This is a genomic window from Pseudomonas sp. BP11-1-1 (assembly GCF_052112105.1).
Classification (GTDB): Bacteria; Pseudomonadota; Gammaproteobacteria; order Pseudomonadales; family Pseudomonadaceae; genus Aquipseudomonas; species Aquipseudomonas alvandae.
Genome location: NZ_JAUTYU010000012.1, coordinates 70,350 through 83,178, shown reverse-complemented (window position 1 = coordinate 83,178; position 12,829 = coordinate 70,350). Strand labels below are relative to the sequence as shown.

At 61.7% G+C, this 12,829-nt stretch carries 12 protein-coding genes; 6 read left to right on the top strand and 6 right to left on the bottom strand.

Translation table 11 applies throughout. From position 1 onward, the window contains the following. Nucleotides 1-35: 35 nt before the first annotated feature. On the bottom strand, nucleotides 36-542 hold the full coding sequence (def, locus tag Q7C33_RS21080) for a peptide deformylase (protein ID WP_030138961.1): 507 nt from the start codon (nucleotides 540-542) through the stop codon (nucleotides 36-38). A 170-nt stretch (nucleotides 543-712) separates the two neighbouring features. On the opposite strand from def, the gene Q7C33_RS21075 reads away from it, so the two are divergent. The 3 genes from Q7C33_RS21075 (at nucleotide 713) to Q7C33_RS21065 (ending at nucleotide 3,531) form a co-directional block, all read left to right on the top strand. Beyond that, nucleotides 713-1,738: a LysM peptidoglycan-binding domain-containing protein gene (locus Q7C33_RS21075; RefSeq protein WP_323155428.1), complete on the top strand. Its 1,026-nt coding sequence runs from the start codon at nucleotides 713-715 to the stop codon at nucleotides 1,736-1,738. An 80-nt stretch (nucleotides 1,739-1,818) separates the two neighbouring features. Next, the gene (dprA, locus tag Q7C33_RS21070; RefSeq protein WP_407684094.1) at nucleotides 1,819-2,913 is read left to right on the top strand and encodes a DNA-processing protein DprA; all 1,095 of its coding nucleotides are present in this window, start codon (nucleotides 1,819-1,821) and stop codon (nucleotides 2,911-2,913) included. 60 nt (nucleotides 2,914-2,973) lie between these two features. Next, nucleotides 2,974-3,531: an L-threonylcarbamoyladenylate synthase gene (locus Q7C33_RS21065; RefSeq protein ID WP_198796108.1), complete on the top strand. Its 558-nt coding sequence runs from the start codon at nucleotides 2,974-2,976 to the stop codon at nucleotides 3,529-3,531. A 142-nt stretch (nucleotides 3,532-3,673) separates the two neighbouring features. On the opposite strand, the gene Q7C33_RS21060 is transcribed toward Q7C33_RS21065, so the two are convergent. Beyond that, on the bottom strand, nucleotides 3,674-4,651 hold the full coding sequence (locus tag Q7C33_RS21060; protein WP_407684093.1) for an NADPH:quinone reductase: 978 nt from the start codon (nucleotides 4,649-4,651) through the stop codon (nucleotides 3,674-3,676). A gap of 163 nt (nucleotides 4,652-4,814) precedes the next feature. On the opposite strand from Q7C33_RS21060, the gene hemF reads away from it, so the two are divergent. Both hemF and aroE read left to right on the top strand, forming a co-directional pair. Then, on the top strand, nucleotides 4,815-5,729 hold the full coding sequence (gene hemF, locus Q7C33_RS21055; RefSeq protein WP_407684092.1) for an oxygen-dependent coproporphyrinogen oxidase: 915 nt from the start codon (nucleotides 4,815-4,817) through the stop codon (nucleotides 5,727-5,729). A 14-nt stretch (nucleotides 5,730-5,743) separates the two neighbouring features. Then, nucleotides 5,744-6,565 (top strand): shikimate dehydrogenase, encoded by an 822-nt coding sequence (gene aroE / locus Q7C33_RS21050; protein ID WP_407684091.1) that lies wholly within the window; start codon nucleotides 5,744-5,746, stop codon nucleotides 6,563-6,565. 150 nt (nucleotides 6,566-6,715) lie between these two features. On the opposite strand, the gene Q7C33_RS21045 is transcribed toward aroE, so the two are convergent. The 3 genes from Q7C33_RS21045 to betC all read right to left on the bottom strand — a co-directional run bounded on the left by Q7C33_RS21045 (nucleotide 6,716) and on the right by betC (nucleotide 10,949). Next, on the bottom strand, nucleotides 6,716-8,284 hold the full coding sequence (locus Q7C33_RS21045; RefSeq protein ID WP_407684090.1) for a SulP family inorganic anion transporter: 1,569 nt from the start codon (nucleotides 8,282-8,284) through the stop codon (nucleotides 6,716-6,718). Nucleotides 8,285-8,496: 212 nt separating this feature from the next. Further along, a complete protein-coding gene (locus Q7C33_RS21040) occupies nucleotides 8,497-9,417 on the bottom strand; it encodes a choline ABC transporter substrate-binding protein (protein ID WP_198796113.1) in 921 nt (306 codons plus the stop codon). A gap of 23 nt (nucleotides 9,418-9,440) precedes the next feature. Continuing rightward, entirely contained in the window at nucleotides 9,441-10,949 is a 1,509-nt protein-coding gene (betC, locus tag Q7C33_RS21035; RefSeq protein ID WP_323155430.1) for a choline-sulfatase, read from the bottom strand. 114 nt (nucleotides 10,950-11,063) lie between these two features. Here betC and Q7C33_RS21030 point away from each other — a divergent pair, with 114 nt between their 5' ends. Beyond that, the gene (locus Q7C33_RS21030; RefSeq protein WP_407684089.1) at nucleotides 11,064-12,014 is read left to right on the top strand and encodes a choline sulfate utilization transcriptional regulator; all 951 of its coding nucleotides are present in this window, start codon (nucleotides 11,064-11,066) and stop codon (nucleotides 12,012-12,014) included. Nucleotides 12,015-12,099: 85 nt separating this feature from the next. On the opposite strand, the gene Q7C33_RS21025 is transcribed toward Q7C33_RS21030, so the two are convergent. Continuing rightward, the gene (locus tag Q7C33_RS21025; protein ID WP_258648590.1) at nucleotides 12,100-12,759 is read right to left on the bottom strand and encodes an NAD(P)-dependent oxidoreductase; all 660 of its coding nucleotides are present in this window, start codon (nucleotides 12,757-12,759) and stop codon (nucleotides 12,100-12,102) included. Nucleotides 12,760-12,829 lie beyond the last annotated feature (70 nt).

Below are 12,829 nucleotides of genomic sequence, written 5' to 3'. Positions count from 1 at the left end.
AAAGGCTTGCCGCGGCAAGCCTTTGAAGAAGGGCATCAAGCGTTCTGGCGATGGATCTTTTCCAGTTTTTTCTTGATCCGGTCACGCTTGAGATTAGACAGGTAATCGACGAACAACTTGCCGTTGAGGTGGTCGCATTCGTGCTGGATGCACACCGCCAGCAGGCCTTCGGCGATCAGCTCGTAAGGCTGGCCGTCACGGTCCAGGGCCTTGATCTTGACCTTCTGTGGACGGTCGACGTTTTCGTAGAAACCCGGCACCGACAGGCAGCCTTCCTGGTACTGGTCCATCTCGTCGGTCAGGGTTTCGAACTCGGGGTTGATGAACACCCGCGGCTCGCTGCGGTCTTCGGAGAGGTCCATGACGACGATACGCTTGTGCACGTTGACCTGGGTCGCGGCGAGGCCAATGCCTGGCGCCTCATACATTGTTTCAAACATGTCATCGACCAACTGACGCACTTCGTCGTCCACTACGGCCACCGGTTTGGCGATAGTGCGCAGGCGCGGGTCCGGGAATTCGAGAATGTTCAAAATGGCCATAAGCTTGATAAATGCACGTGTGAGGTAAAGTCGGGTGGCTCGCCTGGCGTGTCTTGGGATGCAGGCTACCGTTGTAAAACGTTGCTCTTTTGCAGAACAGCTCCGCAAGGTAGCGAGCCACGGGGGCTCTGGCGTTTTACGCGAACGCACATAATAAAGGGATTCACCGCATGAGGAAATCACTACTCGCCCTGCTGCTCCTGGCTTCGGCCGGTATCGCGCACGGGCAAGTGCAACTTCGGGAAGGTTTTCCACAGCAATACACCGTGGTCCAGGGGGACACGCTGTGGGACATTTCCGGCAAATACCTGCGCGAGCCCTGGAAATGGCCCGAACTCTGGCAGGCCAATCCGCAAGTGGAAAACCCGAACCTGATCTACCCCGGCGACACCCTGTCACTGGTCTACGTCAACGGTCAGCCACGGCTGACCCTTGATCGCGGCGCCTCCCGCGGCACCATCAAGCTGTCGCCGCGCATTCGTAGTTCACCCGTGGCCGATGCCATTCCGAGCATCCCACTGCAAGCCATCAACAGCTTTCTGCTGAGCAACCGCATCGTCGACACGGCGGAAGATTTCAACAAGGCGCCCTATATCGTGGCTGGCGACGCCGAGCGCGTGCTCAGCGGCACCGGCGATCGGATTTTCGCTCGCGGCACCTTCGATGCGAGCCAGTCGGCGTACGGCATCTTCCGCCAGGGCAAGGTCTACACCGACCCGCAGACCAAGGAATTCCTAGGCATCAACGCCGATGACATCGGCAGCGGCGAAATCGTTGCTACCGAAGGCGACGTCACCACTCTGGCCCTGCAACGCACCACGCAGGAAGTGCGCCTGGGTGACCGCCTGTTCAGCGGCGAGGAACGCTCGATCAATTCGACGTTCATGCCCAGCGCGCCAAAGTCGGACATCCAGGGGCTGATCCTCGATGTTCCCCGTGGCGTAACGCAGATCGGCGCGTTGGACGTGGTCACCCTGAACAAGGGGCGGCGCGACGGGTTGGTGGAAGGCAACGTCCTGGCCGTGATGAAGACCGGCGAAACGGTGCGCGACCGGATCACTGGCGCGCCGGTGAAGATCCCGGACGAACGCGCCGGCCTGCTGATGGTGTTCCGCACCTACGACAAACTCAGTTACGGCTTGGTGCTGTACGCCTCGCGTTCGCTCGCGGTGCTCGACAAGGTGCGCAATCCGTAACGGGTCTCACAAGTTACCAACAGAGTTATCCACAGCTTGTTCCCGTCCTAACGGGGCTATAACGATCAAGGATTGATCACATGCCATTGCCTGAATCTGCGTCGGTTCCGCCTGCGGAGCTGGAGGCCCGTCTGCGCTTGCATCGCTTGCCGGACTTGGGACCTAAACGTTTCATGACCCTGATGGAGGCCTTTGGCTCGGCCTCCAAAGCCATCAGCGCGCCGGCCAGCGCATGGCGGGCGCTGGGGTTGCCGGCCACGTGCGCCGAGGCCCGTCGCGTGCCGGAAATACGCGACGGCGCTGCCCACGCATTGGCTTGGCTAGACGGCCCGGCCCAGCATTTATTGATGTGGGACCAGCCTGAGTACCCTGCGCTGCTGGCACAGATCAGTGATCCGCCGCCGCTGCTGTTTGTCGCTGGCGACCCTTCGATTCTGGAAAAACCGCAGTTGGCGATGGTCGGCAGTCGTCGGGCATCGCGTCCCGGAATGGACACGGCGGCGGCGTTTTCCCGGAGCCTGGCCGGGGCCGGTTTTGTTATCACCAGTGGCCTGGCGTTGGGCATCGACGCCGCCGCGCATCAGGCCGCGCTGGATGTCGGTGGGCAAACCGTCGGGGTGCTGGGCACGGGCCTGGAAAATTTTTATCCACAGCGCAATCGCCGGTTGGCGGAGGCGATGATTGCCCAGGGCAGCGCGGTGGTCTCGGAGTTCCCGTTGGACGCAGCGCCCCACGCCAGCAACTTTCCGCGCCGCAACCGAATCATCAGCGGTTTGTCCCTCGGCGTGCTGGTGGTCGAGGCCAGTGTCGCCAGTGGTTCGCTGATCACCGCCCGGCTGGCGGCGGAACAGGGCCGCGAGGTCTACGCCATCCCGGGGTCGATCCATCATCCCGGCGCCCGGGGTTGTCATCAGTTGATCCGCGACGGCGCGGCGCTGGTGGAAACCGTCGAACACATCCTCGAAGCGTTGCGCGGTTGGCAGCGATTGCCCCTTGCCTCGGAACCGGTGCCGGTGACGCATCCGCTGCTGCGCCTGCTCCATGCCGCGCCGCAGACCAGTGAAGCGTTGGCCGATGCCAGCGGCTGGGGCCTGTCCAAGGTCCTGGCGGCGTTGACCGAGCTGGAAATGGACGGACGGGCCACCTGCGAGCATGGACGCTGGTTTGCTCGCTAGGTTTTATGGGGAAGATCGGTAAACTGCGCACAGCCTTATTGCGTTGCGGAGAATCTTTTCATGGTCAACAGTTGGCGTGTGCAACAAGCCGCGCGAGAAATTCGCGCCGGGGCGGTCATTGCCTACCCAACCGAAGCGGTCTGGGGCCTGGGTTGCGACCCATGGAACGAAGAAGCGGTGGAGCGCCTGCTGGCGATCAAGTCCCGACTGCCTGACAAGGGATTGATCCTGGTGGCTGACAACATCCGCCAGTTCGACTTCCTGTTCGAGGATTTCCCCGAAACCTGGATGGACCGCATGGCCAGCACCTGGCCAGGGCCGAATACCTGGCTGGTACCGCACCAGGACCTGTTGCCGGAATGGATCACCGGCGTGCACGACACCGTCGCGCTGCGGGTCAGCGATCACCCGATCGTGCGCGACCTGTGCTCGCTGGTCGGACCGCTGGTTTCCACCTCGGCCAACCCCCAAGGCCGGCCGGCAGCGCGCACGCGGATCCGCGTCGAGCAGTATTTCCGCGGGCAGATCGACCTGGTGCTGGGCGGCAACCTGGGTGGGCGCAAGAACCCGAGCGTGATTCGTGACCTGGCGACTGGCAAGGTAGTCCGGCCGGACTGACTTCTTGTAAGCACACCACCCCCTGTGGGAGCGAGCTTGCTCGCGATAGCGTCAGGTCAGCTGGCATTGATGTTGGCTGATACACCGCTATCGCGAGCAGGCTCGCTCCCACATTGGTTTTTGCAAAGATCTTCAGTTCAACTCAAGGCAGCAGAACCGTCGACCCCGTTGTCCGCCGCGCCGACAACTCGGTATGCGCCTTGGCCGCCTCAGCCAGCGGGAATCGCTGGTTGATGTCCACCGTGAGCTTGCCGCTGGCGATCATCCCGAACAGCTCATCAGCCATGCGCTGCAGGTTTTCGGCGTTGTTGGCGTAGGTCGCCAGGGTTGGGCGGGTGACGTACAGCGAGCCCTTGGCCGAAAGAATCCCCAGGTTCACGCCATCCACCGCGCCGGAGGCATTGCCGAAGCTCACCACCAGGCCACGGGGCGCCGTGCAGTCCAGGGAGGTCAGCCAGGTGTCCTTGCCAACGCCGTCATACACCACCGGGACTTTTTTGCCGCCGGTCAATTCCAGCACGCGCTGCGGGACGTTTTCCTTGCTGTAGTCGATGACTTCCCAGGCGCCGTGGGATTTGGCGATGGCGGCTTTTTCCGCCGAGCTGACGGTGCCGATCAGCTTCACGCCCAAGGCCTTGGCCCACTGGCAAGCCAACGAGCCCACTCCACCCGCGGCGGCGTGGAACAGGATGGTTTCGCCGCCCTTGAGCTCGTAGGTCTGGCGCAGCAGGTATTGCACGGTCAGGCCCTTGAGCATCACGCCGGCGGCCTGTTCGAAACTGATGGCTTCAGGCAAGTGAACCAGGTTGGCTTCGGGCAACACATGCACATCGCTGTAGGCCCCCAGCGGGCCACTGCCGTACGCCACCCGGTCGCCGACCTTGAACCGCGTAACGTCGGAGCCGACCGCCTCGACCACGCCCGCGCCCTCGGCGCCCAGGCTCGAAGGCAACGCCGGTGGCGGATAAAGACCACTGCGGTAATAGGTGTCGATGAAATTCAGGCCGATCGCCTTGTTGCTGACGCGGACCTGTTGCGGACCGGGCTCGGCCGGCTGGTATTCCACGTACTCGAGCACTTCGGGTCCGCCATGGGCGCTGAACTGGATGCGTTTGGCCATCTTCACTTTCTCCTTATCGTGGGACTTTTACCAAGCCTGCTATCGGACTCCTAAGCTTGATCTTCGTCAACTGTGGTGAGGGCGGATGCGGTGTTATCCTGTGCGCCCATTTTGCCGGCGGCCTGTGTACGCCGCGCAGCGTAGCCCTGATCAAGGTGATGTCATGACTACTCGCACCGAGGCCGTGAAAGCCTATCTGCTGGACCTGCAAGACCGCATTTGCGCAGCCCTGGAAGCCGAGGACGGCGGCACTCGCTTCGTCGAGGACGCCTGGACCCGGCCCGCCGGCGGTGGCGGTCGCACGCGAGTGATCGAAAACGGCACGGTGATCGAAAAGGGCGGTGTCAACTTTTCCCACGTCTTCGGCAGCGGTCTCCCGCCCTCGGCCAGCGCCCATCGGCCGGAACTGGCCGGACGCGGCTTTGAAGCCCTGGGCGTGTCGCTGGTGATCCACCCGCACAACCCCCACGTGCCGACATCCCACGCCAACGTGCGCTTTTTCATCGCCGAAAAAGAAGGCGAAGAGCCGGTCTGGTGGTTTGGCGGCGGCTTCGACCTGACGCCTTATTACGGCGTGGAGGAAGATTGCGTGCATTGGCATCGCATCGCCCAGCAAGCCTGCGAGCCGTTCGGCCCGGATGTCTATTCGCGCTACAAGGCCTGGTGCGACAGCTACTTCCACATCAAGCACCGCAACGAGCCCCGGGGCATCGGCGGCCTGTTTTTCGACGACCTGAACGAGTGGGACTTCGACACCAGCTTCGCCTTCATGCGCGCCATCGGCGATGCCTACATCGATGCGTACCTGCCGATCGTGCAGCGCCGCAAGAACCACGAGTTCACGCCCAAGCAACGCGAATTCCAGGAGTTCCGCCGTGGCCGCTACGTGGAATTCAACCTGGTCTATGACCGGGGCACGCTGTTCGGCCTGCAATCGGGCGGGCGTACCGAATCGATCCTGATGTCTTTGCCGCCCCAGGTCCGCTGGAGCTATGACTGGAAAGCCGAGCCGGGCAGCGACGAAGCGCGGTTGACTGACTATTTCCTACAGGATCGCGATTGGCTGGCGACGGCCTGAACCGGGGAAAAACCATGGACCGCTACGTTGTAATGGGTAACCCGATCGGCCACAGCAAGTCGCCGTTGATCCATCGCCTGTTTGCCGAACAGACCGGCCAGGCGTTGGACTACAGCACACTGCTGGCTCCCTTGGAGGATTTCGCCGGTTGCGCGCGGGAATTTTTCCGCGAGGGGCGTGGGGCTAACGTCACGGTGCCGTTCAAGGAAGACGCTTTTCGCTTGGCTGACCAGTTGACCGAGCGGGCGCAACGCGCCGGGGCGGTCAACACCTTGAGCAAGCTGGCCGATGGCCGTTTGTTGGGCGATAACACCGACGGCGCCGGACTGGTGCGGGACCTGACGGTCAACGCCGGCTTCAGCCTCAAGGGCAAGCGCATCCTGTTACTGGGGGCTGGCGGCGCAGTGCGCGGTGCCTTGGAACCGCTGCTGGCCGAAGCGCCGGCGTCGGTGATCATCGCCAATCGAACGGTGGAAAAAGCCGAATTGCTGGCGGAGTTGTTCGCCGACCTGGGCCCGGTCTCGGCCAGTGGTTTCGATTGGCTGAAGGAGCCGGTGGACATGATCATCAACGCCACGTCCGCCAGCCTGTCAGGCGATGTACCGCCGATTGCCGGAAGTCTGATCGAGCCGGGCAAGACCTTTTGCTACGACATGATGTACGGCAAGGAGCCGACGTCGTTCTGCCGCTGGGCCCGTGAACACGGCGCGGCGGTGGCGATGGATGGCCTGGGCATGCTCGCCGAACAAGCCGGCGAAGCGTTCTTCCTCTGGCGCGGCGTACGCCCGGACACTGCGCCGGTCCTGGCCGAATTGCGCCGTCAGTTGGCACAGTAGGCTTTAGGCTGTTGTGGCGAGGGGATTTATCCCCGCTGGACTGCGAAGCAGTCCCCAGAAAGCGGGGCCGCTTCGCGCCCCAGCGGGGATAAATCCCCTCGCCACAGGTGTGTAAACCTCAGACCTATGCGCCATAAGCTCCTCCACTCTTCAACCCTCGAAGTGGATCGGACACTTCTCCGGTCCTTCCAACTTCAACAACTCCTCCACCACCTGCGGCCTTGCCCCACGCAAGGTCAGGCTGCGCCCCTGGCCGCGCAACCGCCGGGCTTCCTGGTGAAGCATTTCCACGCCGGAATAATCGATGAAGTTGATCTGCTGGGCATCGATCACCACCCGCTGCGCCTGCATACGCTGCAAACGCACCTGCAAATAATGACTGGCGCCGAAAAAGATCGAGCCACCCACCCGCAGGACGTCCGCCTCGCCTTCGCGACTATGGTGCACGCGCGGCTGTGAGGTGCGCTTGAGGTAGAAAAACAGCGAAGCGAGAACGCCGGCATAGATGGCGGTTTGCAGTTCCAGCAGCAGCGTTGCCAGGCAGGTCAGGCCCATGACCAGGAATTCGGAGCGGCTTACCCGGTGTAGCGCCCGGATGCCTCGGTGGTCCACCAGGCCCCAGGCAATCAGCAAGATGCTACCGGCCATGGCGGGAATCGGAATGTGCGCGATAAGTTTCGCGCCGGCCACGGCAAACAGTGCCACCCACAGCGCCGAGAACACCCCGGCCAGGGGCGAGCAGGCGCCAGCCTCATAACTGAGACCGGAACGGGTGAAGGAACCGGCTGACAATGACCCGGCGAAAAATCCTCCAACGATATTGGAAAGGCCTTGCGCCCTGACTTCCTGATTCGCATCGAGCAATTGCCCCGAGCGGACCGACAACGAGCGAGCGATGGACAGGCTGGTTACCAGCCCGAGCATGCCCACCGCCACGGCACCGGGCAGCAGACGCAAGATCAGCTCCAGGTCCAGTGGCAACGGCGTGAACGGTGGCAGGCGCCCGGTAAAGGCGCTGACCAACGCCACATGCCCGAACATCGCCGGCCAGGCCCAGACCACCAGGCTGCTGATGACCAACGTTATCAACAGGCTCGGCCAGCGCGGTAGCAAGCGTTTGAGGACGATGCCCAGGACCAGCGTCCCTAAACCCAGCACCAGCGAAGGTTTATCCACAGCCCCGATGTGGCTGACCAACATGAGCAGGCTTTTCAACGCCGTGGCTTCGTTCGGCAGGTCCAGGCCTAGCAGATTCGGCAGTTGACCCAAGGCGATGACAACCGCCGCGCCCAGGGTGAAACCCAGCACCACCGAATGCGAGACGAAATTGACCAGCGCCCCGAACCGCAGCAACCCGAGCAGCCACTGGAAAATACCCGCCAGTACCGTCAGCAACAGGATCAGCGTGATGTAGTCCTGGGAAGCAGGCACGGCCAGGGGACTGACCGTAGCGTATAGGACGATGGAGATGGCCGCCGTAGGACCGCAGATCAAATGCCACGACGATCCCCACAGGCAGGCGATCAGCACTGGCACGATCGCCGCGTACAGCCCGTATTCGGGCGGCAATCCGGCAATCAGGGCGTAGGCGATGGACTGCGGCAGCGCCAGGATCGCGCCGCTGAGGCCGACCACCAGGTCGCGACCGACACTGGCGCGTGTCTGCCGTGGGAGCCAGCTCAAGAAGGGAAAGAGTGAATGGCGCGTGGGGATTGCCATGGGGCCTCAAGGATGGAGTTTGCGAACGAGGGTATCAGGACAAGGCTCCCTTTCTCCTGTGGCGAGGGGATTTATCCCCGCTGGGTTGCGAAGCGACCCCGGACAGTTAAACACCGTTGTCCTGACACACCGAGGCTAAACAGTGGGGTCGCTTCGCAACCCAACGGGGATAAATCCCCTCGCCACAAGAGCCGCTCGCCACACCATTATGCCTAGAGCTTGGCCTTCACCGCAGCCAACGCATCCTTGCCATCAACCGTCTTCACGCCGTCCAGCCATTTATCCAGCACCGCCGGGTTGGCCTTGATCCAGGCCTTGGCCGCTTCGGCATTGCTGACTTTCTTGTTCACCACCTCAGCCATGATGCTGTTTTCCATTTCCTGGGTGAAACTCAGGTTGGTCAGCAGCTTGCCAACGTTCGGGCAGGCCTGTGCATAACCTTTGCGCGTCAGCGTGTATACGCTGCCGGTGTCGCCGAAATACTTCTCGCCGCCCTTGAGGTAATGCATTTTCAGCTGCACGTTCATCGGGTGCGGGGTCCAGCCGAGGAAGGTCACGAACTTCTGTTTTTTCACTGCGCGGGAGACTTCCGCCAACATCGCCTGCTCGCTGGATTCCACCAGCTTCCAGTCACCCATACCGAAATCGTTGGTCTTGATGATTTCCTTCAGGGAGAGGTTGGCCGGGGCGCCGGAGCCGATGCCGTAGATCTTCTTATCGAACTTGTCGGCGAATTTGTTCAGGTCGGCAAAGTTATGCACACCCGCATCCCAGACATAATCCGGGACCGCCAGGGTGAATTCGGTGCCATCAAGGTTCTTGGCCAGTTGCGTGACATCGCCGTTGGCCACGAATTTGTCATAGAAGCCCTGCTGCGCCGGCATCCAGTTACCCAGGAACACATCGACCTGGCCGTCTTTCAGGCCGCCAAACGTGATCGGCACTGCAAGCGTATCGACCTTGGGCTTGTAACCCATGCCTTCCAGCAGGAAACCGGTGATGGCGTTGGTCGCGGCGATGTCGCTCCAGCCCGGGTCAGCCATCTTGACCGTATCGCAGCTTTGCTCGGCCCACGCCGAAACACTGCTCAACGCCAACAGCCCGGCGGCCAGTACTGTGGATAACTTTTGCATGTGCTTCCCCTTACGTTATTGGTTTATTGGCAGGGTTGTGGATAACGGGCCTTGCGCTCCAGATCGTCCAGGTCGATGTGGTTGCGCATGTATTGCTGGCTGGCGTCTACGAACGGCTGGTGATCCCAGCTCTTGAGCTTGCCCAAGGTCAGCGCATGGGCAACGAAACGGCGACGGCGCTGGCTGGCGAGCACTTGTTGATGGATCGTTGGAATGTCCCATTTCGCCCGCGCTTCGGCGAGAAAGTCGGCCATCAGGGATTGATGTCCGGGCGACTGGCTGAGGTTTTCCATTTCCTTGGGATCGTTGCGTACATCGAACAACAGACAAGGATCATCCTCGCTGTAGATAAATTTCCACGGACCGCGACGGATCATCATCAGCGGACTGATCGTGCCTTCGGCCATGTATTCGCCGAAGACCTCATCATGGCCGCCCTGCCCCTGCAGATGCGGCACCAGCGAACGACCGTCCAGCGGCAAACCTGGTTCAAGCGTACCGCCGGCCAGTTCCACCAGGGTCGGCAGCAAGTCGGCGGTGGACACCGCCGCGCCAACCCGGCCGCTGGCGAACTGCCCTGGGGCGCTGATCAACAACGGCACACGGGCGGCCATTTCGAACCAGTGCATTTTGTACCAGAGCCCCTTTTCGCCGAGCATATCTCCGTGATCGCCGGAGAACACGATGATGGTGTCATCGATCAATCCGGTGTCCTCGAGAGTTTGCAGCAGCTTGCCGACGTTGCTGTCGATGTAGCTGCACGCCCCGAAGTACGCGCGGCGGGCGTCGCGAATCTTATCCACAGGCAGCGGCTTGTCCCAGAGATCATAGACTTTGAGCAAGCGCTGGGAATGTGGATCGAGTTCGGTTTGCGCCCGGGTCTCTGGCAAAGGGATATCGTTGTCGTCGTACAAATCCCAGAACGCCTTGGGAATCGTGTACGGATCGTGTGGGTGAGTCATCGACACCGTCAGGCAAAACGGCTGGTCGCCGTCCTCGCGGATGTGGTCGAACAGGTATTGCTGGGCCTTGAAGACCACTTCTTCATCGAAGTCCAACTGGTTGGTGCGCACGCACGGTCCGGCCTGCAAGACCGACGACATGTTGTGGTACCAGCTCGGCCGCACATCCGGCTCGTCCCAATTCACGGCCCAGCCGTAGTCAGCCGGATAAATGTCGCTGGTCAGGCGTTCTTCGTAGCCGTGCAGCTGGTCCGGCCCGCAGAAATGCATCTTGCCGGACAGCGCCGTGCGATAACCGAGGCGACGCAGGTAATGGGCGTAGGTTGGAACGTCCGCCGGGAAATCCGCGGCGTTGTCATAGGCGCCGATCTTGCTCGGCAACTGCCCGCTCACCAGCGTAAAGCGCGACGGCGCGCAGAGCGGGCTGTTGCAATACGCGGCGTCGAACACCACGCCTTGGTCGGCCAGGCGTGACAGGTTCGGCAACTTGATCGGCGACGGACCGTAGATCGGCAACATTGGCGCGGCCATTTGATCGGCCATGATGAAAAGAATGTTCTTGCGCTTCATGTATTCGCGGCATTCCATAGTGGGCAGTTATGCGATAGTGCTGCGATTGAGCATGTAGCCCGTGCCTTTTGGGGTAAAGCCCATGCAAGACAATGACTAGGATAAGCACAGCTTATGTATGACGCCTTGGGTGACCTGTCGCTGGACCTGTTCCGCGCCTTCGAATCAGCGGCTCGCCAGCAGAGCTTTACAGCGGCCGCGATTGAGCTAGGCACCACGCAACCGGCCATCAGCCAGCAGATCAAGCGGTTGGAGGAACAACTGGACACGCGGCTGTTTGATCGCATCTATCGCGGCATCGAACTGACCGAGGCCGGCGCCATCCTGTTCGAACAGGTGCAGGCCGGTTTGCAGAGCATCGACGCAGGGCTTACCGCGATCACCGCCCAGCACCAGCACGAAGTGCTGCAAGTGGCGACGGATTTTGCGTTCGCCGCCTATTGGCTGATGCCGCGCCTGCATCGGTTTCACGCAGCCAATCCGCAGGTGGACGTCAGCCTGGTGACCAGCGAGCGCAACCACAACATGCTTCGTACGGATATCGACGTTGCGGTGTTGTTCGGCGACGGTCGCTTCAAGCAAGGCGAAAGTCATTGGCTTTTCAGCGAAGAAGTTTTTCCGGTGTGCAGCCCGCTGCTGCTCGGGGAACGTCCCCTGCCCTTGCCGGCCCAAGCCCTGTCGGAATTCCCGCTGCTGCACCTGCGTGGCGGCAACAGCAGCGCCTGGTTCGACTGGAGTGGGGTTTTTCGAGAACTGGGCATCACCTCGCCACCCGCGCCAGGGCAACTGCGGTTCGACAACTACACCCTGCTCATCCAGGCGGCAATCGGCGGCCAAGGCGTCGCCATCGGTTGGCGGCACCTTGTGGATAACTTATTGGCGCAAGGGCTGCTGTGTCGTCCGATCGCCGAAACGGTGCTGTCGCGGCTGGGGTATTACGTGGTCTTGCCCCAACGCAAACGGCGTGGAGTGTTGATCAAGTTGTTCGTGGATTGGTTGATGGAGGAACAGGCCAACAGTGCGGAGTCGCTGACTGGGTTGCCGCTGCCGTCGATTGCGGTTTGAGCCAGGGGCCGATCCGTTTTAAGGGAGCCGCTATGCGGCCCAGCGGGAGCAAGCTCCCTCGCCACGGGGGTTGGGTCTATGACACCTAAACGGCGGGCACGAAATTCACGTGCTGGCCCACGTGCAGGTTCAGGCGCAGCTCATCGGCGATGCCAACCGCCACGCGACTCAAGCGCTCCAACGACTCGGCCATGCCCGGTTCCAGACTGGTGCTGACGTGGCTGAAATGCTCGATGCTCAACCCTTGCACGGCATAGGGCGCGTTGACGAGGGTCCACTGCAAAGCGCTGTTTTTCAGGGCGTCGAGGATTTCTTCAGCGGCGTGGCGCTGCAGGTCGTCTTCCGAGGAGTCCTCCTCCAGCACCGAGAAATTTCCAACCAGGAATAAACGCGGAATATTGACCGCCTGCATGCCGGCAATCAGCGCATCCACCGCCAGGACCTGTTCCACCGGGCCGGGGATGAGCGTGCGCTCCACCTGTTCGCTGTTCATTGGCAGCCCCGGCGCATTCAACAAGCACACCACGGCGCTGGCACCCGCGACGCTCTGCTTCACGCGCTCAGGGTCGAAGAGGTCGCCGGTCTTGGCTCGCAGGCCCGGACGCGGCGCCAACGCCGTAAGATCATCCAGGATGGCGATGATTTCATGCTGGCGGCGCAACAGCTCAGCCATCAACGCACTGCCGAGGCTGCTCATGGCACCATAGAGCACCACCTTGATGACCGGGGTTTCGGCGTTTTTCATGGCTGGCTTTCCTTTTTCCGCGTGTAAAGGCTCTGACACACGGTAAACCGAGAGGGTTCGGCTGGTCTTG